The 18,525-nt window shown below is 68.2% G+C and carries 25 protein-coding genes; 4 read left to right on the top strand and 21 right to left on the bottom strand.

Annotation, left to right across the window (positions count from 1 at the left end; translation table 11 throughout):
* Nucleotides 1-35: 35 nt before the first annotated feature.
* Nucleotides 36-704: an endonuclease/exonuclease/phosphatase family protein gene (locus AC1DG4_RS17600; RefSeq protein WP_477376157.1), complete on the bottom strand. Its 669-nt coding sequence runs from the start codon at nt 702-704 to the stop codon at nt 36-38.
* A 77-nt stretch (nt 705-781) separates the two neighbouring features.
* Nucleotides 782-1,657, bottom strand: coding sequence for a tRNA pseudouridine(38-40) synthase TruA (gene truA, locus AC1DG4_RS17605; RefSeq protein ID WP_477376155.1), 876 nt, complete (start codon nt 1,655-1,657; stop codon nt 782-784).
* A gap of 196 nt (nt 1,658-1,853) precedes the next feature.
* On the opposite strand from truA, the gene AC1DG4_RS17610 reads away from it, so the two are divergent.
* Nucleotides 1,854-3,431: an AMP-binding protein gene (locus AC1DG4_RS17610; RefSeq protein WP_477376153.1), complete on the top strand. Its 1,578-nt coding sequence runs from the start codon at nt 1,854-1,856 to the stop codon at nt 3,429-3,431.
* Between the two features lie 52 nt (nt 3,432-3,483).
* Here the strand turns inward: AC1DG4_RS17610 and AC1DG4_RS17615 are convergent, their stop codons facing one another.
* Nucleotides 3,484-3,960 (bottom strand): GtrA family protein, encoded by a 477-nt coding sequence (locus tag AC1DG4_RS17615; protein WP_477376151.1) that lies wholly within the window; start codon nt 3,958-3,960, stop codon nt 3,484-3,486.
* A 162-nt stretch (nt 3,961-4,122) separates the two neighbouring features.
* On the opposite strand from AC1DG4_RS17615, the gene AC1DG4_RS17620 reads away from it, so the two are divergent.
* Entirely contained in the window at nt 4,123-4,908 is a 786-nt protein-coding gene (locus AC1DG4_RS17620; protein WP_477376149.1) for a glycosyltransferase family 2 protein, read from the top strand.
* Complete coding sequence (locus tag AC1DG4_RS17625; RefSeq protein ID WP_477376147.1) at nt 4,905-6,485, top strand: hypothetical protein; 1,581 nt, start codon at nt 4,905-4,907, stop codon at nt 6,483-6,485. The genes AC1DG4_RS17620 and AC1DG4_RS17625 overlap by 4 nt, the downstream gene beginning before the upstream one ends.
* Before the next feature lie 49 nt (nt 6,486-6,534).
* On the opposite strand, the gene rplQ is transcribed toward AC1DG4_RS17625, so the two are convergent.
* The 7 genes from rplQ to AC1DG4_RS17660 form a co-directional block, all read right to left on the bottom strand.
* The gene (gene rplQ, locus AC1DG4_RS17630; protein ID WP_477421381.1) at nt 6,535-7,128 is read right to left on the bottom strand and encodes a 50S ribosomal protein L17; all 594 of its coding nucleotides are present in this window, start codon (nt 7,126-7,128) and stop codon (nt 6,535-6,537) included.
* A gap of 33 nt (nt 7,129-7,161) precedes the next feature.
* Complete coding sequence (locus tag AC1DG4_RS17635; protein ID WP_477421382.1) at nt 7,162-8,151, bottom strand: DNA-directed RNA polymerase subunit alpha; 990 nt, start codon at nt 8,149-8,151, stop codon at nt 7,162-7,164.
* Nucleotides 8,152-8,276: 125 nt separating this feature from the next.
* Nucleotides 8,277-8,675 carry a 30S ribosomal protein S11 gene (gene rpsK, locus AC1DG4_RS17640; protein WP_017829189.1) on the bottom strand — a complete coding sequence of 133 codons (399 nt, stop codon included), beginning with the start codon at nt 8,673-8,675 and terminating at the stop codon, nt 8,277-8,279.
* Nucleotides 8,676-8,705: 30 nt separating this feature from the next.
* Entirely contained in the window at nt 8,706-9,080 is a 375-nt protein-coding gene (gene rpsM, locus AC1DG4_RS17645; protein ID WP_440734021.1) for a 30S ribosomal protein S13, read from the bottom strand.
* Between the two features lie 163 nt (nt 9,081-9,243).
* Nucleotides 9,244-9,360: a 50S ribosomal protein L36 gene (rpmJ, locus tag AC1DG4_RS17650; RefSeq protein ID WP_005050492.1), complete on the bottom strand. Its 117-nt coding sequence runs from the start codon at nt 9,358-9,360 to the stop codon at nt 9,244-9,246.
* 66 nt (nt 9,361-9,426) lie between these two features.
* Nucleotides 9,427-9,648: a translation initiation factor IF-1 gene (gene infA, locus AC1DG4_RS17655; protein WP_017201569.1), complete on the bottom strand. Its 222-nt coding sequence runs from the start codon at nt 9,646-9,648 to the stop codon at nt 9,427-9,429.
* Nucleotides 9,649-9,794: 146 nt separating this feature from the next.
* Entirely contained in the window at nt 9,795-10,466 is a 672-nt protein-coding gene (locus AC1DG4_RS17660) for a DsbA family protein (RefSeq protein WP_477376142.1), read from the bottom strand.
* A gap of 263 nt (nt 10,467-10,729) precedes the next feature.
* On the opposite strand from AC1DG4_RS17660, the gene AC1DG4_RS17665 reads away from it, so the two are divergent.
* A complete protein-coding gene (locus tag AC1DG4_RS17665) occupies nt 10,730-11,743 on the top strand; it encodes a hypothetical protein (RefSeq protein WP_477376140.1) in 1,014 nt (337 codons plus the stop codon).
* 57 nt (nt 11,744-11,800) lie between these two features.
* On the opposite strand, the gene map is transcribed toward AC1DG4_RS17665, so the two are convergent.
* The 11 genes from map to rplX form a co-directional block, all read right to left on the bottom strand.
* The gene (gene map, locus AC1DG4_RS17670; protein ID WP_477376139.1) at nt 11,801-12,652 is read right to left on the bottom strand and encodes a type I methionyl aminopeptidase; all 852 of its coding nucleotides are present in this window, start codon (nt 12,650-12,652) and stop codon (nt 11,801-11,803) included.
* Nucleotide 12,653: 1 nt separating this feature from the next.
* Nucleotides 12,654-13,268, bottom strand: coding sequence for an adenylate kinase (locus AC1DG4_RS17675; protein WP_477376137.1), 615 nt, complete (start codon nt 13,266-13,268; stop codon nt 12,654-12,656).
* Nucleotides 13,265-14,587 (bottom strand): preprotein translocase subunit SecY, encoded by a 1,323-nt coding sequence (secY, locus tag AC1DG4_RS17680; RefSeq protein WP_477376136.1) that lies wholly within the window; start codon nt 14,585-14,587, stop codon nt 13,265-13,267. Before secY ends, AC1DG4_RS17675 begins: the two co-directional genes overlap by 4 nt.
* A 103-nt stretch (nt 14,588-14,690) precedes the next feature.
* On the bottom strand, nt 14,691-15,212 hold the full coding sequence (rplO, locus tag AC1DG4_RS17685; protein ID WP_105686040.1) for a 50S ribosomal protein L15: 522 nt from the start codon (nt 15,210-15,212) through the stop codon (nt 14,691-14,693).
* Nucleotides 15,212-15,397, bottom strand: a complete 186-nt coding sequence (rpmD, locus tag AC1DG4_RS17690; protein ID WP_018171461.1) for a 50S ribosomal protein L30 — start codon at nt 15,395-15,397, stop codon at nt 15,212-15,214. The genes rplO and rpmD overlap by 1 nt, the downstream gene beginning before the upstream one ends.
* The gene (rpsE, locus tag AC1DG4_RS17695) at nt 15,397-16,086 is read right to left on the bottom strand and encodes a 30S ribosomal protein S5 (protein WP_477421383.1); all 690 of its coding nucleotides are present in this window, start codon (nt 16,084-16,086) and stop codon (nt 15,397-15,399) included. Before rpsE ends, rpmD begins: the two co-directional genes overlap by 1 nt.
* A complete protein-coding gene (gene rplR / locus AC1DG4_RS17700) occupies nt 16,083-16,442 on the bottom strand; it encodes a 50S ribosomal protein L18 (RefSeq protein ID WP_477421384.1) in 360 nt (119 codons plus the stop codon). The genes rpsE and rplR overlap by 4 nt, the downstream gene beginning before the upstream one ends.
* 2 nt (nt 16,443-16,444) lie before the next feature.
* Nucleotides 16,445-16,981 (bottom strand): 50S ribosomal protein L6, encoded by a 537-nt coding sequence (gene rplF / locus AC1DG4_RS17705; RefSeq protein ID WP_477376131.1) that lies wholly within the window; start codon nt 16,979-16,981, stop codon nt 16,445-16,447.
* A 6-nt stretch (nt 16,982-16,987) separates the two neighbouring features.
* Nucleotides 16,988-17,386 carry a 30S ribosomal protein S8 gene (gene rpsH / locus AC1DG4_RS17710; RefSeq protein ID WP_045271051.1) on the bottom strand — a complete coding sequence of 133 codons (399 nt, stop codon included), beginning with the start codon at nt 17,384-17,386 and terminating at the stop codon, nt 16,988-16,990.
* A gap of 189 nt (nt 17,387-17,575) precedes the next feature.
* Nucleotides 17,576-18,166, bottom strand: coding sequence for a 50S ribosomal protein L5 (rplE, locus tag AC1DG4_RS17715; RefSeq protein WP_477421385.1), 591 nt, complete (start codon nt 18,164-18,166; stop codon nt 17,576-17,578).
* Nucleotides 18,166-18,525 (bottom strand): 50S ribosomal protein L24, encoded by a 360-nt coding sequence (gene rplX, locus AC1DG4_RS17720; RefSeq protein WP_477376127.1) that lies wholly within the window; start codon nt 18,523-18,525, stop codon nt 18,166-18,168. Before rplX ends, rplE begins: the two co-directional genes overlap by 1 nt.

The raw sequence follows: 18,525 nt of genomic DNA on the forward strand, positions 1-18,525 counted from the left end.
GCGAGCGGGACGACGCAGGATCGTCGCGGCGCAGGCTACTTCGGCGTCGCCGTGACCAGGATCGGCAGGTGGTCGGACTCCCCCTGCGGCAGGGTGCGCACGGACTCGACGATGAACCCGGAGGCGGCGGCGAAGTCGTAGAACCCTCGGAAAACCCGGTACCGCGTGTAGGTGTGCTGATCGCTCATGACGAGTTCGTACCCGACATCGCGCATGTGCTCGCTCAGCCGCTCCTTGAACACGGGGTAGTTGAAGTCGCCGACGATGAGCTGCGGCAGGCCCCAGCCGAGTTCGGAGAGCTCCGACAGCGCCGCGCGGATCTGGTCCCGTCGCAGCGCATTGCGTGCGGTCAGGGGTGCCGCATGCAGCGACGCGACGAGGAAGTCGCGTCCGGCGTCGATGTCGCGCAGGCGCACGCCGAGGAGGCGCTCGTGGGCGGGACGGAGCACGTGGTCGTGCAGCGACTTCTTGACCGAGACCGCCGCCATGTCGACGAGGCGGTACGCGCTGGAACGGTAATAGATGGCCAGCCCCAGCCGATTGCGCTGCGTGGTGTGCGCGAGCGTCAGCCCTCCTGCACGCTCCGGCAGCGAGGCGGTGTCCCCCTCCTGCAGGCACAGCACATCGGGGTCATGAGCGTCGACGAGGTCGTCGAGCTCATGCGCCGCCCTGTGCTTGCGCAGGTTGTAGGAGATGATCCGCACATCCCCACGCTACTCGCGCGCTCTCCTCTTACCCTGGGCGAGCGCACGGTATTCACCCGGTGTTACGGATCCGCCGCTCAGTCGTCACGGTCGCGCCGGTTGCGGGTCTGATCTGCGCGGGCGGCGAGCAGCGCGTCGGCGGGATACCCCACCTCGGTGAGCGTCAGGCCGCGTGCGGCGAGCACTGTGAACTCGCTGGTCCGGGTGAGCTCATCGCGCAGGCGGCCGAGGTCGGCCACCTCGAGACGCCCCTCCCCCACGGCCGCGCACGCGCCGACGAGGGCGCGCACCATGCTGTGGCAGAACGCATCGGCCTTCACCTCGGCGACGAGCACTCCCGTCGCGTCGCGCGTCCAGCGGTAGTCGAGCAGCGTGCGGATCGTGGTGGCCTCCTCACGAGGCTTGCAGTACGCGGCGAAGTCGTGCAGGCCGATGAGGGTCTGCGCGGCGGCGTCCATGGCGGCCTCGTCGAGGGCCCCTCGGATGGTGGTCGTGTCATGCCGCAGCAGCGGGTCGTAGCCGGCGCGCGCATCGGCGAGGCGGTAGCGGTAGCGGCGCCACACCGCCGAGAACCGGGCGTCGAAACCCTCCGGGGCCGACGACGTGCGCGACACCGTGACGTCGGGATATTGACCGAGCACTCCGCGGATCCGCGATGCGAGCGAAGCGGCCGGATCCGCCGCTGCCCGCCCGTTGCGGGTGCTGAGACGGGCCCACTGCTGCTCGTCGAGATCGACGTGGGCGACCTGCCCCGTGGCGTGCACGCCCGCGTCGGTGCGTCCGGCGACCACGAGGCGCGGATCGAGTCCGTCCGCGGCGTCGCCACTGGCCGACGGCCCGAGGATGCGCGCGAGCGCCTGCTCGATCGTGCCCTGCACGGTGCGCAGTCCCGGTTGCTTCGCCCAGCCCCGGAAATGGGTGCCGTCATAGGCGATGTCGAGACGGATGCGCACGGATCCAGGGTACCCGGGGCCGCCCGCGCCCTGCCGAGTCGCTCTGCAGGCGTTCGCTCGGGATCCGCTTCGCGGAGTTCTGCCGGCCCACGGAAGGCCCCGAAACCAGCCCTGACACCCAGTGCCATTTCATGCGACACTGAATCGCAAGCGACGCGGCACCCGACCGCACGCGACCGAGATCGAAGGAGATCCCATGGTCAGCAGCATCCACCCCGAGATCGAGATCCCCGCGGTCCCGATCCACGAGTACCTCTTCGGCGACATCTCGGAGCACGACCTCGACCGGGTGGCGCTCGTCGACGGCATGTCCGGTGCCGAGACCACCTATCGCCAGCTCATCGGACAGATCGACCTCTTCGCGGGGGCGCTCGCCGCGCGCGGGATCGGAGTCGGAGACGCGATCGGGCTCCTCTGCCCGAACGTGCCGGCGTTCGCGACGGTGTTCCACGGGATCCTGCGCTCCGGCGCCACGGCGACCACGATCAACGCGCTGTACACCGCGGACGAGATCGCGAACCAACTGCGCGACGCCTCCGCGTTCTGGTTGATCACGGTCAGCCCGCTGCTGCCGCAGGCCGAGGCCGCCGCCGCCCAGCTGGGCCTGCCCGCCGATCAGCTCATCGTCCTGGACGGCGCCGAGGGCCACCCCTCGCTGCGAGACCTGCTCTCCGAAGGGCACCACGCCCCCGAGATCACGTTCGACCCCGCCACACATGTCGCGGTGCTCCCCTATTCCTCCGGTACGACGGGGCGCCCCAAGGGCGTGATGCTCACGCACCGCAACCTCGTCGCGAACGTCGCGCAGAGCACGGTCTCGATCGAGCTGACCGACGAAGACCGGATCCTCGCCGTGCTGCCGTTCTTCCACATCTACGGCATGACCGTGCTTCTCAACCTCGCCGTGCGGCTGCGCGCCACGCTCGTCACGATGCCGAAGTTCGATCTGGTCGAGTTCCTGCGCATCATCGCGGAGCAGCGCACGAGCTGGCTCTTCATCGCGCCGCCCATCGCCGTCGCGCTCGCGAAGCATCCGCTCGTCGCGCAGTACGACATGAGCGCGGTCAAGGTCGTGTTCTCCGGCGCGGCACCGCTCGACGGCGCCCTCGCACACGCGGTCGCGGAGCGCTTGGACTGCACCGTGCGGCAGGGCTACGGCATGACCGAGACCAGCCCCGTCACGCACACGATCCCGGTGGAGCGCGACGACATCGACCTCTCCTCGGTCGGGCTGCTGATCCCGAACACCGAGGCCCGCCTGCTCGCCGAGGACGGATCCGACGTCGTCGTGCCTGCCGATGGCGCGAGCGACCCCGGAGAGCTGCTCATCCGCGGACCGCAGGTCATGAAGGGGTACCTCAACCGTCCCGACGCCACTGCCGACATGCTGGATGCGGACGGCTGGCTGCACACCGGTGACGTCGCGACCGTGACGGCGGGCGGGGTGTTCCGGATCGTGGACCGCCTGAAGGAGCTCATCAAGTACAAGGGCTATCAAGTCGCGCCCGCTGTGCTCGAGGCCGTACTGCTCGAGCACCCCGCGATCGCCGACGCCGCCGTGATCGGCGTCTCGGACGAGGACGGCCAGGAGGTGCCGAAGGCGTTCGTGGTGCTGCAGCAGGGTGCGGAGCTCGACGCCGAGGGCGTGAAGGCGCACGTCGCGGCCCACGTCGCCCCGCACGAGAAGGTGCGCCTCGTGGAATTCATCGATGCGATCCCCAAGTCCGCCTCGGGCAAGATCCTGCGCAAGGACCTGCGCGCACGCCCTGCGTGAGACATCACTTTCTGCGTGAGACACCACACCTGGCGTGGTGTCTCACGCAGAATCAGGAGTCTCGCGCGGTGTCCGCCGCGGCGGGCAGGGCCTTGGGCATGTGGCGGAAGACGATGTAGTGGTACAGCACGAAGCGCACCAGCACGATCACCGCGATGCTGCCGAGGTTGATCAGGTTCACCATCGCCGGCCCCGGCGCGTGGCCGGTCATGCCCTCGACCACATCGGCGCCGAGCCAGACGATGCCGGCGCCGAGCACGGTGCAGACCAGGTTGACCGCGATGAACAGCACGATCTCGGCGACGCGTCCGCGCCGGTCGCGCCCGCGGAACGCCCACTCGCGGTTTCCGATGTACGCGTTCACCAGGGCGACCAGGCTCGCAGCGATCTTGCCGACGACGAGATCCCACCCGAAGGTGAAGACGAAGAGGTTGAACGCGCCGACCTCGATGACCGTGCTGATACCGCCGACGATCAGGAAGCGGGTGCCGACCCCCGCCAGACGGCGCAACCGTGAGCGGCGATCCATAGCCCTACTAGAATACCCGGGAGACGGTGCGGCCCAGGACGTCAGCGCGAACGGGGCGGATCCCCGCTCCGTCCTCCGCGAAGACTCCGCCGGTGCCGCCGTGGCTCCGGGAGGTCCCGCCCCGGCCCGGACGGGCCCTCCAGGAGAAGGCTCGAGGTTCGAGTGAAGTACGCCCATCTGGCCGTCGTGATGCCGGCCTACAACGAGGCCGAGGGGATCGGCGGCTTCATCGACGAGATCCGCGCCGCGGTCGCCCCGCTCGCTGAGCGCGTGACATTCGTGGTCGCAGACGACCGCTCCACCGACGGAACGGCCAGCGCGCTGTCCGGCATCGACGACATCGACGTGCAGACCCAGCCGGCCAACCGCGGCCACGGCCCCACGGCTCTCGCCGCGTACCGCGGAGGCCTCGCGCTCTCCCCCGATGCGATCGTGCACGTCGACGGCGACGGGCAGTTCCTCGGATCCGAGATCGCGTCCACCGTGCGCGCCCTGGGCAGCACCGGCGCGGACGTCGTGCACGGCGTCCGCCACTCCCGCACCGATGCGTGGTACCGCCGTCTGCTCACCGCGGGCGTGCGCCTGCTCACCGCGGTCGTGGTCGGACGCGGCGTCCCCGACGTGAACACTCCTCTGCGCGCGTACCGCCCCGAAGCGCTGCAGATCCTCGTGAACGCCGTGCCGTCCGACGCCCTCGTGCCGCACGTGCACTTCTCCTTCGGCGAGGTGCGCGCCGGATTCGCGGTGCGTTATCTGCGTGTGCGCAGCATCCCGCGCCGTGGCTCCTCAAGCACCGGAACGATGTGGGGCAAGGTCTCCCGCCCTTCGCTGCCGCCCAAGAAGCTCGTGCTCTTCGCCCTCAGCGCGCTGCGCGAGGCCTGGATGTGGTCGCTGCGCCCTGGAGCACCGCTGCGCGCCCTCGAGTTCGAAGGATCCGGATCCGTATGACGCAACGCCTCTCCGGAATCGCATTCTGGATCCTGCTCGGGCTGCTGATCGTCGCGAACGCGACCGTGATGTGGCACAGCCTGACCGTGCTGCGATTCTGGGAGGACGAGGCCTTCAACCTCACCGTTCCCCGCAACCTGCTCGCCGGCCTCGGCTACGCCAGCGACGGCACGCTGTCGGGTTCGACCCTGACGCCGTTCGATCCGCGGATCTCCACCGGTCCGGTCGTGCTGCTGCCGGTCGCCGGGGTGCTGGCACTGGGCGTGGATCCGGTAATCGGCGCCCGACTCGTGCCGCTCGCATACTGGGTGCTGCTGCTGGTCGGACTCGGCGTGCTCGGACGACGCCTGGCGGGCCGCTTCGGCGCCCTCATCGCCGTGGCGCTCCCGCTCGCGTTCAACACGGCAGACAGCATCTCCCCGATCCAGGGCCCCGCGGATCTGCTCGGCGAGATCGCCGCGGCGGCGCTCATCGTGTGGGCGCTGATCGTGCTCCCGCGGCGCGCCTGGCTCGCGGGGCTGTTGCTCGGGCTGGCGGTGCAGGCGAAGCTCATCGCCCTGCTCGCGCTGCCCGCCTTCGCCATCGCTCTGTTCCTGCTGACACCCGCGGCTCCGTTCCGGCGGAGGCTCGGTGCGACCCTGCGTCGTGCGATCGTGCCACTGGTGTTCGTGGCCGCGCCCACCGTGCTGATGGAGCTGATCGCGCTCGTCTCGCTCGGTTTCAGGGGCTACGCCGGCCACGTGCGCGCGCTGGGCGTCTTCCTGCTCAGCGGCGGCCAGCACATCGAGCCGACCACGGTGCCGCAGAAGCTCGGCACGCTGGCCGGATCCTGGTTCGTGCCGTGGTGGCTCGTCGTCATCGCAGTTCTGCTCGTCGGCGTCGTGGTGCTGTGGGCCGCGCTGCCGGGCAGGCGTGCGGACGCCGGACTCGGCGCTCGCCCGCTCCGGCTCGACGCGGATCCGCAGGGCTCCGGCACCCTCCCGCGGCCGCACCACCCGCGCTCTCACCGCCCGCGCTGGTGGGAGCGGGATCCGCAGCTGCTCGCGATCGGCTTCGGCGCCGCCGTCGGCCTGCTCGCCTTCGTGGGCTGGTGGGCGCAGGCGGCTCAGCTGCCGCTGTGGGTGCGTCATCCCTCGGTGGGCGTGTTCGCCTTCGCTCCGATCCTCGCCGCGATCGCGGTGCGCGCCGTGGTGGCGCTGTGGCGGCGCGGGGCCTCGGGCATGCGCGGCCCCATCCGCGCGACAGCGGTCGCCGCCGCCGTCGCACTGGTCGCCGTGGTGTCCGGCGGGGCGGTCGGAGACACCGTGCGCGCCACCCGGGCCCCCGCCGAGTCGCTGGCCCAGCAGCGGGCCGCGATCACGCCGCTCGCAGAGTGGGTGCGCGACAACGACGTGGAGTGGCTCGCTGCGAAGCCCTGGGGCGGCGCGGTTTCGTCCGTCATGTTCACCGGCGCCCACGTGGGGCTGTTCGACGCCCCCGCGATGCGCCATACGCCCACCCTCGGCTACGGCACCTGCGCGACCGGATCCCCCCTCGCGGCGGCCAACGGCCTCGTGATCTGCCCCGCCGCCCCCTGACCCCTCCACATTCCGGGTCGTCCCCACGAGCGCACCCTATGGCGTCCGCTCACGGGGACGACGCGGAGATGGAGCCGGCGGCGGGAGTGGGATGTTGGCGGGGAGCCACGAAGCCCGGCCCGCCGCTCCCGTGAACCCCCCACCACATTCCGAGTCGTCCCCGTGAGCGCACCCTATGGCATCCGCTCACGGGGACCTCGACGACCTCGGCCGGAGCCTCAGCAGCAGCGGCCTTCTCAGCCTTGGCGGGCTTCGCGGCGGCCTTCTTCACCTTGGGGGTGACGGGCTCGAGCACGAGCTCGATCACGGCCATGGGCGCGTTGTCGCCCTTGCGGTTGCCGACCTTGGTGATGCGGGTGTAGCCGCCCTCACGCTCGGCGACGAGCGGCGCGATCTCGGCGAACAGGATGTGCGTCGCCTCCTTGTTGCTGCGCAGAACCGTCAGCACGCGACGGCGTGCGTGCAGGTCGCCGCGCTTGGCGAAGGTGACGAGGCGCTCAGCCAGCGGACGCAGGCGCTTGGCCTTGGTCTCGGTGGTCTTGATCGACTTGTGAACGAACAGCTGCGCAGCGAGGTTCGCAAGCAGCAGACGCTCGTGGGCCGGGCCGCCTCCGAGGCGGGGACCCTTGGTGGGCTTAGGCATTGTTGTTACTCCTGGATCGGAAAGGTTCGGGTATCAGAAGGACTCGTCTTCGGAGCCGYCGTAGAAGTGGGCGCCGTCGAAACCGGGCACCGAATCCTTCAGCGACAGGCCGAGCGAGACGAGCTTGTCGCGCACCTCGTCCACCGACTTCTGTCCGAAATTGCGGATGTTCATGAGCTGCGTCTCCGAGAGGGCGACGAGCTCGGACACCGTGTTGATGCCTTCGCGCTTGAGGCAGTTGTACGAGCGGACCGACAGATCGAGGTCCTCGATCGGCATCGACAGCTCGTTCGAGAGCACGGCCTCGACCGGCGCGGGGCCGATCTCGATGCCCTCGGCCTCGACGTTCAGCTCGCGGGCCAGACCGAACAGCTCGGTCAGCGTGCGACCGGCCGAAGCGACCGCGTCGCGCGGGAGGATCGAGTTCTTCGTCTCGACGTCCAGCACGAGCTTGTCGAAGTCGGTGCGCTCGCCGGCGCGGGTGGCGTCGACGCGGTAGCTGACCTTGAGCACGGGCGAGTAGATCGAGTCGATCGGGACCTGGCCGGCCTCGGCGTACTCGCTGCGGTTCTGCGCTGCGGAGACATAGCCGCGGCCGCGCTCGATGGTGAGCTCGAGCTCGAACTTGGCGGTGTCGTTGAGGGTCGCGATGACCAGCTCGGGGTTGTGCACCTCGACGCCGGCCGGAGCGGAGATGTCCGCCGCGGTGACCTCGCCGGCACCCGTCTTACGCAGGTACGCGGTGATGGGCTCGTCGCGCTCCGAGGAGACGACCAGCTGCTTGATGTTGAGGATGATCTCGGTGACATCCTCCTTGACACCGGGGATGGTGCTGAACTCGTGGAGGACGCCGTCGATGCGGACGCTGGTCACGGCCGCGCCGGGGATCGAGGAGAGCAGGCTGCGACGCAGCGCGTTGCCGATCGTGTAACCGAAACCGGGCTCGAGCGGCTCGATGACGAACCGGCTGCGGTTCTCGGAGATCTTTTCCTCGGTGAGAGTGGGACGCTGTGCGATGAGCACTGTGTGTTCCTTTCGATCACGTGCCCGCTATATGACACGTGTGGGTGAGGTCTTGAGTTGTGGAAGAACGCGGGCGAGGATCCCCGGTCTCGACAGGATCGAGATCCGAGGATCCTCAGAACGCGTCAGACGCGACGGCGCTTCGGCGGGCGGCAGCCGTTGTGCGCCTGCGGCGTCACATCCTGGATCGAGCCCACCTCGAGGCCGGCGGCCTGCAGCGAGCGGATCGCGGTCTCGCGGCCGGAGCCCGGACCCTTGACGAGCACGTCGACCTTCTTCACACCGTGCTCGGCGGCCTGACGGGCAGCCGACTCCGCGGCCATGCCGGCGGCGTACGGGGTGGACTTGCGCGAGCCCTTGAAGCCCACGCCACCGGAGGAAGCCCAGGCGATGACCGCGCCGGACGGGTCGGTGATCGAGACGATCGTGTTGTTGAACGTCGACTTGATGTGGGCCTGGCCCAGCGCGATGTTCTTCTTTTCCTTGCGGCGCGGCTTGCGCGCGGCGGCCTTGGGTGCAGCCATGAAAGTTTTCTCCTATTCCCTGGCCGCCGCTTAGCGGGCCTTCTTCTTGCCGGCGACGGTGCGCTTGGGGCCCTTGCGGGTGCGCGCGTTGGTCTTGGTGCGCTGACCGCGGACCGGCAGGCCACGACGGTGGCGGATGCCTTCGTAGGAGCCGATCTCGACCTTGCGGCGGATGTCGGCGGCGACCTCGCGGCGGAGGTCACCCTCCACCTTGTAGGTGCCTTCGATGTGGTCGCGGAGGGCGACGAGCTGGTCGTCGGAGAGGTCCTTGACGCGGATCGACTCGTCGATCTCGGTGGCCTTGAGGATCTCGACCGAGCGGGTACGGCCGATGCCGTAGATGTACGTGAGGGCGATCACCACGCGCTTGTCGCGCGGGATGTCGACGCCGGCAAGACGTGCCATGCGGTAACTCCTGGAGTGTTGTGGAGGTGTGGAGCAGGATCGGTGCCCGGGCCTCCGCCCGAGGTGTCGGCTTCTTCGGGCCGCTGAGCCCGTCGAAGCGTCTGATCCTGCCGTTTCATTTTGAATTGTGAGATTGCGAGAGTGTCGGGCCGGAGCCCGCTGCTCAACCCTGGCGCTGCTTGTGGCGCGGGTTGCTCTTGCAGATCACCATGACGCGGCCGTGGCGGCGGATCACCTTGCAGTGGTCGCAGATCGGCTTGACGCTGGGGTTGACCTTCATGTTTTTTCCTTATCGCTGTCTTCACCGGGCAGGCGCGAGCGCCTGGGGTGTTACTTCTCGACCGGTCTAGCGGTAGCGGTAGACGATACGACCGCGCGTGAGGTCGTAGGGCGAGAGCTCCACGACGACGCGATCCTCGGGGATGATGCGGATGTAGTTCTGCCGCATCTTGCCGGAGATCGTTGCAAGGACCTTGTGTCCGTTGGACAGCTCAACGCGGAACATCGCGTTGGGCAGCGCCTCGGAAATCACGCCCTCGATCTCGATGACACCGTCTTTCTTAGCCATAGCCTCGCTGACGCTTCTGCAGACCGGTCGATCTGCGGTGGTTGGGTGGTGGTGGAACTATGCGGATCCGGACACGCCGGACCAAGGCGCAAAGCACCAAGGATCTATGGTAGTCCGGATCCGCGGATCCGCAAAATGCGGCGTGGTTACTTCTGGCTCGCGATCGCCTGCACCTTGGCGAGATCGGCCTGTTTGGTCAGGTCGAGCCGCTCACCGTTGATCTCGATGGTCGGCGTGCCCTTGATCTTGTGAGACGACGCCTGCGCAGTCGGGAACTTGAAGAAGGTAGCCGCCTTGATCGTGGCCTCGGCCTTGTCGGCGCCGACCTGCTTCGCATAGTCGATCAGCTGCTGGTCGGTGAGACCGGGCGTGTTCTCCGTCGGCTGGTTCTGGAACAGGATGTTCAGATAGTCGAGGAACTTGTCCGGGTTCTCCTGCGCGACGCTGTACGCAGCCGCGGCCGCGCGCGACGAGTAGTTCGTGCCCTGCGAGAAGCGGTCCAGGATCGCGATCGGGTGGTACTCGAGCGTGATCTTGTCCTCCTTCGCGAGCTTCTGCAGGTCGCTGCCGAATTGCTCCTCGAAGCTCTTGCAGACCGGGCACTGGAAGTCGACGAAGACGGCGACCTTGTCCTTGCCGGAGCCGGTGGTCACGGCGCCGGTGTCGGAGTTGATGATCGCGCTCTTCGGCGCGGCACCGGGGTCCGTGGCCTTGTTGTTCATCCAGACGACGACGCCGACGAGTGCGATGAGCACGGCGACGACCGCGGCGGTGATTCCGATGGCGAACCCGTTGGTCCTGCCCTTGGCAGCGGCCATGTGTGTGTCTCCTTAGTCAAGACCCGCCCGGCGGATCCGCTCAGCTGTGTCTCCCCATTGTGCCGTGTCCTGCCTTTGAGGGCCGTGGGAGCCAGCGAGAAACCAGATCCAGCATGAGACCTACCTGCAGACAGTGGGTCTCACGCTGGATCTGGTTTCTCGTGTGCAGGCGAGTGCCCTCCACACGAGCGCGATACTGCGGGTTGCGCACAGATTGGAGAAACGGTGTCCGCTGGCTGTCGCAGGCAGGGCACGCTGGCGGGATGCCACTGCTGCTCGCCGATCGCGCCGTGCTCGCCTCCCCTGCGCCGCTCGTGACGCGGGGTGAGGCGCGCGCCCGAGGGATCACCCTCGATACGCCCGCGCACACGCGGATTCGCCCGGGCGTCTATGCGCCGGCCGCACCGTTCGCGGAGCTTCCGGCCTGGGATCGCTACGCCGCGCGCGTCCACGCTTTCGCGCGGACCCATCCGGACGCCGTGCTCTGCCTGGAGTCCGCCGCGGTCGCTCACGGCTTGCCGCGTTTCGGCGAAGCGCGGGACATCCACGTCTTCGAGCCCGGGCGGGCGCACTCTCGGCGCTACGGCGACGTCTGCGTGCACACCAGCAGAGACCCGCGCAGCGTCGAGCGTCGAGGCGCGCTGTGGGTGACGTCACTGCTCGACACCGCCGTGGATCTGGCACGGGTCCTGCCGCCGGCGCAGGCCCTCGCGGTCGTCGACGCCGCGATCTCGCCGAGGCAGGGCGGAGCACTGGGATCGACGGCGTTGCGCACACACGCTGCGGCGCAGGTCGCCGGCCGAGGCTCCGCCCAACTGCGATGGCTGTGGGGCCGGGTAGACCCTCGCGCGGAGTCGCCCGCCGAGAGCGTCAGCCGCGCCGTGATCTCCTGGTGCGGCTACGAGGACCCGGATCTGCAGCAAGAGTTCCACTATGAGGGCGTTCTGGACCGGGTCGACTTCCTGTTCCGCTCTGTCGGCGCCGTCGGCGAGGCCGACGGCTGGGGCAAGTACGACCTCACGGATCCGGGAAAGGCCACCGAGCACCTGCGCGATGAGAAGCGGCGCGAGGATCGGGTTCGGCGCCACCACCACCCCTTCGCACGTTGGGAGCTCGCCGATGCGTGGAAGGTGGATCCGCTGTGCCGCGCGCTGGACGCTGCCGGGGTGCCGTTGGTCCGTCCGCGTGAGTCCGCCATGCTCGCGACGTTGCAGCGTCGCCCGCGCGAACTGACGCGCCACCGCCCTCCCAGGCGCGAGAAACCACATCCAGCATGAGACCTACCTGCAGAAGGCAGGTCTCATGCTGTATCTGATTTCTCGCGAAGTCGCGAGCTACGCGATCGGCGCGGGCGTGATGCCGAACGCGGCGAGGCCGGCGGCGCCGCCGTCCGCCGCGGTCAGCACCCAGATGCCGTCGTCGTGCAGGGCGACGCTATGTTCCCAGTGCGAACCGTCGGATCCGTCGGTCGTGGAGACGGTCCAGTCGTCGTCCTCCACGTAGGTCTGGTCAGAGCCCGCGGTCACCATGGGCTCGATCGCGAGCACGAGACCGGGGCGCACCTCAGCGCCGCGGTCGGGCGTGCGGTAGTTGAACAGGCTCGGCGCCTCGTGCATCTTGCGGCCGATGCCGTGCCCGACGTACTCGCGCAGGATCCCGTAGGGCCTCCCCGAGACGGATGAGGGGCCGGCGCCGAGGATGTGGTCCTCGATGGCCGCGCTGATGTCGCCCAGGTGCTTCGCGGACGCCATCGCGGCGATCCCGGCCCACATGGATCCCTCCGTCACATCCGACAGGGCCTGTCGCGCGGCGACGAGCTCCGCCTGCGCCTCGTCGGGCACGATGACGGTGATCGCGCTGTCGCCGTTCCAGCCGCGGAACTGCGCACCGCAGTCGATCGACACGATGTCGCCGGGCTGCAGCACGCGGGATCCGGGGATTCCGTGCACGACCTGGTCGTTGACCGAGATGCAGGTGGTGTGCCGGTAGCCGCGCACGAGCTTGAAGTTCGACTCGGCGCCACGATCCAGGATCACGCGCTCGGCGATCGCGTCGAGCTCCCCCGTGGTGATGCCGGGGCGTACGGCGGCGCGCACCGCGGTGAGCGCCGCACCGGTGATCAGGCCGGGCTCGACCATCGTCCCCAGCTGGGCACGGCTCTTGTAGATGGAACGGCGGAACGCCACGTCAGACCGCAGCCGTGCGCACGAGGCCGCGGGCGGCCAGCGCCGCGAAGATGCGCTCGGAGATCTCGTCCAGGCTGCCGACGCCGTCGATGGTGTCCACGATGTCGCGGGCGCCGTAGGCGTCGAGGATCGGCGCGGTCTGGGCCTCGTAGATGTCCAGTCGATGGGCGATCGCCTCGGGAGTGTCGTCCGCACGACCCTGCTCCGTCGCGCGCAGAGCGAGGCGGGCGATGCTCTCCTCGCGGGGCACGTCGAGCACGATCACGGCGTCGAGCGCCGCGTCCGACTCGGCCAGGAACGCATCCAGGTGCTCGACCTGCGCCGCATTACGGGGATAGCCGTCCAGGAGGAAGCCGGCCTCGGCATCGGGCTGGGACAGGCGGTCGCGCACGAGCGCGCCGGTCAGCTCGTCCGACACGAGGTCGCCCGCATCGAGGATCGCGGTGACCTGCGCGCCGAGCTCGGTGCCGGCCTTGATGTTGGCGCGGAAGATGTCGCCCGTGGAGACCACCGGAATCCCGTACCCCTCAGCGATCCGCACTCCCTGCGTGCCCTTGCCGGAGCCCTGCGGGCCCACGATCAGCAGGCGTGCGGTGGAAGTTGCGGATGCCGTCATCGTAGGAGCCCTTCGTAGTGTCGCTGCTGCAGCTGTGCATCGATCTGCTTGACCGTCTCGAGGCCGACGCCGACGATGATCAGGATCGACGCGCCGCCGAACGGGAAGTTCTGGTTCGCGCCGACCGTGGCCAGCGCGATCAGCGGGATCAGCGCGATGAGACCGAGGTACAGGGATCCGGGCAGGGTGATGCGGGTGAGCACGTAGTCGAGGTACTCGGCCGTGGGACGGCCCGCGCGGATGCCCGGGATGAAGCCGCCGTACTTCTTCATGTTGTCCGCGACCTCGGTCGGGTTGAACGTGATCGCGACGTAGAAGTACGTGAAGCCGATGATCAGCAGGAAGTACGTGATCATGTAGATCGGGTGGTCGCCCTTGACGAAGTACGTCATGATCCAGGTCGCCCACGCGGGCGGCGTCTTGCCGTCCTGCGGGATGTTGAACTGCGCGACCAGCATCGGGATGTACAGCAGCGACGAGGCGAAGATGACCGGGATCACGCCCGCCATGTTGACCTTGATCGGGATGTAGGTGTTGGTGCCGCCGTACGTGCGGCGACCGACCATGCGCTTCGCGTACTGCACCGGGATGCGACGCTGCGACTGTTCGATGAAGACGACCAGCGTCATCACGAGGATGCCGACGAGCAGGACGAGCAGGAAGACCTCGAACCCCTTGGTCTGCATGATGGCCCACATGGCGCCGGGGAAGGTCGCGGCGATCGAGGTGAAGATCAGCAGCGACATGCCGTTGCCGATGCCCTTCTCCGTGACGAGCTCGGCGAACCACATGATGAGGCCGGTGCCGGCCGTCAACGTGATGATGAGGAGCAGCTGCGCCCACCACACGTCGTTGGTGAGCAGCTGGTTGCAGGCTGCGACGCCGGTCTGGCCGAACAGCTGGCCGGTGCGCGCGACCGTGACGAGGGTCGTGGACTGCAGCAGCGCGAGCGCGATGGTGACGTAGCGGGTGTACTGCGTGAGCCTGGCCTGACCGGCCTGGCCCTCCTTGTGCAGCGCCTCGAAGTGCGGGATGACCACGCGGAGCAGCTGCGTGATGATCGAGGCCGTGATGTACGGCATGACGCCGAGGGCGAAGATCGACAGCTTCAGCAGCGCGCCGCCGGAGAACAGGTTGACGAGCCCGAGGAGCCCCTCGGTGCCGCTGTTCTGTGCGAGGCACTCCGAGACGTTCGGGAAGCTCACGAACGGAGCGGGCACGGTGGATCCAAGGCGGTAGATCGCGATGATCACGATCGTGAAGCCGATCTTGCGTCGAAGATCAGGCGTGCGGAAGATCCGCGCGATGGCGCTGAACAAAAGCTTGCCTTCCTGCAAAGGGATGACGCCCGACGAGGGACAGTCAATTACCCAGGGTAACGCAAGAGGGGCCGGAGATATCTCCGGCCCCTCTCGACGGGTGTTACTTGATGGATCCGCCGGCGGCGACGATCTTCTGCTCAGCGGAGCTGGAGACCTTGTCGACCGACACGGTCAGAGCCACGGCGATGTCGCCGTTGCCCAGGACCTTGACCTTCTCGTTCTTGCGGACCGCGCCCTTGGCGACCAGGTCGGCGACGGTCACGTCGCCACCGGCCGGGTAGAGCTCGGCGAGCTTCTCCAGGTTCACGACCTGGTACTCCACGCGGAACGGGTTCTTGAACCCGCGCAGCTTCGGGGTGCGCATGTGCAGCGGCATCTGCCCACCCTCGAAACCGACGCGAACGGTGTTGCGGGCCTTGGTGCCCTTGGTGCCGCGACCGGCGGTCTTGCCCTTGGAGCCCTCACCGCGACCGACACGGGTCTTCGCGGTGTTGGCGCCGGGGACCGGACGCAGGTGGTGCACCTTCAGGACGCCGGGACGGGAGACCGTGGTCTCCTCGGCCTTCTTGGCAGCCGGCTTCTTGGCGGCGGTCTTGGTGGCCGCTTCCTTCTTCTCAGCCATTAGTCGATCTCCTCAACCTTGACGAGGTGAGCGACCGTGCGGACGTAACCGCGGGTCTGGGCATCGTCGGGACGGACGACCGAGTCGCCGATCCGCTTGAGGCCGAGCGAACGCAGCGTGTCGCGCTGGTTCTGCTTCTCACTCACCTTGGACTTGACCTGCGTGACCTTGAGGCGCGCAGCCATCAGGCACCTGCCTTCTGCGCAGCGATGGCCTCGGCCTCTGCGCGGACGAGACGCGCCGGGGCGACCTGGTCGAACTCGAGGCCGCGACGCGCGGCGACCGCACGGGGCTCCTCGAGCTGCTTCAGGGCGGCCACGGTCGCGTGCACGATGTTGATCGTGTTCGACGAACCGAGCGACTTCGACAGCACGTCGTGGATACCGGCGCACTCGAGCACGGCGCGGACCGGACCACCGGCGATAACACCGGTACCGGCAGCAGCCGGACGGAGCAGCACGACGCCGGCAGCGGCCTCGCCCTGCACCGGGTGCGGGATGGTGCTCGCGGAGCGCGGCACGCGGAAGAAGTTGCGCTTGGCCTCCTCGACACCCTTCGAGATGGCGAGCGGAACCTCGCGGGCCTTGCCGTAGCCGACACCCACGAGACCGTTGCCGTCACCCACCACGACGAGCGCGGTGAAGCTGAAGCGACGGCCGCCCTTGACGACCTTCGACACGCGGTTGATGGTCACCACGCGCTCGAGGAACTGGTTGTCCCCACGGTCGCGGGAGTTGCGGTCACGGCCGCCCTGGCCGCGGTCGCGGCCACCACGGCSGCCGCGGCGCTCATCGCGCTGCGGAGCCTCGGTACCGGCCGCGTTCTCGACGACAGGAGCCGTCTCGGTCACTTCGTTCTCCTTGTTGTCACTCACAGTGCCAGTCCCCCTTCGCGGGCGCCGTCGGCGATGGCCGCGACGCGACCGGCGTAGCGGTTGCCACCGCGGTCGAACACGGCCTCCGAGACGCCGGCAGCCTTCGCACGCTCGGCGACGAGCTCGCCGACCTTGCGGGCCTTGGCGGTCTTGTCACCGCCGAAGCCGCGCAGGTCGGTCTCGAGGGTGGAGGCGCTGGCCACGGTGCGGCCCTTGCTGTCGTCGACCAGCTGCACGAAGACGTGGCGGGCCGAACGGGTGACGACCAGGCGCGGGCGCGCCTCGGTGCCCTGGATCTTCTTGCGAAGACGGGCGTGACGACGCGAGCGGGCGTCGGACTTCGTCTTGATAGCCATGGTTACTTACCACTCTTTCCGGCCTTGCGACGCACGATCTCGCCGGCGTAGCGAACGCCCTTGCCCTTGTACGGCTCGGGCTTGCGGATCTTGCGGATGTTCGCAGCCGCCTCACCGACGGCCTGCTTGCTGATACCGCTGACGGTGAGCTTGTTGTTGCCCTCGACCGTCAGGGTGATGCCGGCGGGCGGGTCGATCAGAACCGGGTGCGAGAAGCCGAGGGCGAACTCGACCGAGCCGCCCTTCTGCTGCACGCGGTAACCGGTGCCGACGACCTCGAGGCCCTTGGAGTACCCCTGGGTCACGCCGATGATGTCGTTGTTGATGAGCGTGCGGGTCAGCCCGTGCAGCGAACGCGAAGCGCGCTCGTCATCCGGACGCGTGACGAGAACCTGGTTCTCCTCGACCGACACCTCGATGGGAGAGGCCACGGTGAGCGAGAGCTCGCCCTTCGGGCCCTTCACCGAAACCGCACGGCCGTCGACCGAAACGGTCACGCCCGCGGGGATCTCGATGGGAAGTCGTCCAATACGCGACATTTCAGATCACCACACGTAGGCGAGAACTTCTCCGCCCACGCCCTTCTGCTCAGCCTGGCGGTCCGTGAGGAGCCCCGAGGAGGTGGACAGGATCGCGACGCCGAGGCCACCGAGCACCTTGGGCAGCTCCGTCGACTTCGCGTACACGCGGAGGCCGGGCTTGGAGACGCGCTTGATGCCGGCGATCGACCGCTCGCGGTTCGGGCCGTACTTCAGCGAGATGGTGAGGTTGGTGCCGACGCGCGCGTCGGTGACCTCCCAGCCCGAGATGTAGCCCTCCTGCTGGAGGATCTCAGCGATGTGGGTCTTCAGCTTGCTCGACGGCAGGGTCACGGAGTCGTGATGCGCCGAGTTCGCGTTGCGCAGACGGGTCAGCAGATCTGCGACCGGGTCTGTCATCGTCATAGTTGTCTTCTTTCGTTCATGAGGTTCCGGCTGCCGTTACACGGCAGACGGCCTGCGATGAGCACGCAATTTTCAATTGTACGTCAAGCGTCCTTCGTCTCGTTTCGCTCGCTCGCTCAGGAACCGGATCCGAATGGCCGGTTCCTGAGCGAGGAGCGAAGCGACGAGACGAAGGACGTCTTCGATCGGTTACGCCTGCGCGTCGGCCGACYTGAACGGGAAGCCGAGGTGGCGCAGCAGGGCGCGACCCTCGTCGTCGTTCTTCGCCGTGGTCACGACAGTGATGTCGAAACCGCGGACGCGGTCGATCCGGTCCTGATCGATCTCGTGGAACACGCTCTGCTCCGTGAGACCGAAGGTGTAGTTGCCGTTGCCGTCGAACTGCTTGTCCGAGAGACCGCGGAAGTCGCGGATACGGGGCAGTGCGAGGTTCACGAGGCGGTCCACGAACTCCCAGGCGCGGTCACCGCGGAGGGTGACGTGCGCGCCGATGGGCTGCCCCTCGCGCAGCTTGAACTGCGCGATGGACTTGCGGGCCTTCGTGACGATCGGCTTCTGGCCGGTGATCTTGGTGAGGTCGTCGACCGCACCATCGATCACCTTGGAGTCGCGAGCCGCCTCACCGACACCGGTGTTGACGACGACCTTGACCAGGCCGGGGATCTGCATGACGTTCTCGTAGCCGAACTCGTCCTGCAGAGCCTTCTTGATCTCGTTGTTGTACTTCGCCTTCAGGCGGGGCTGCACCTTGACAGCGCCCGCGGCGTCAGCAGCCGCCATCAGAGGTCCTTACCGCTCTTCTTCGCGTAGCGCACGCGGACCGTGCGCTTCACGCCGTCCTTGACCTGCTCCTCGACGCGGTGACCGACCTTGGTCGGCTTCTTCGTCTCGGGGTCGACCAGGGCGACGTTCGAGATGTGGATGGGGGCCTCGATGGTCTCGATGCCGCCCGTCTTCGTGCCGCGCTGCGTCTGGCCGACGCGGGAGTGCTTGGTGGCGTAGTTCACGCCCTCCACGATCACGCGGTTCTGCTCGACGAGGATCTCGAGGACCTTGCCCTGCTTGCCGCGGTCGCCGCCCTTTTCCTGCTTGCGGCCGGAGATGACCTGAACCAGGTCACCCTTCTTGATGTTCGCCAT

The organism is Microbacterium sp. 05N427 (assembly GCF_056397105.1).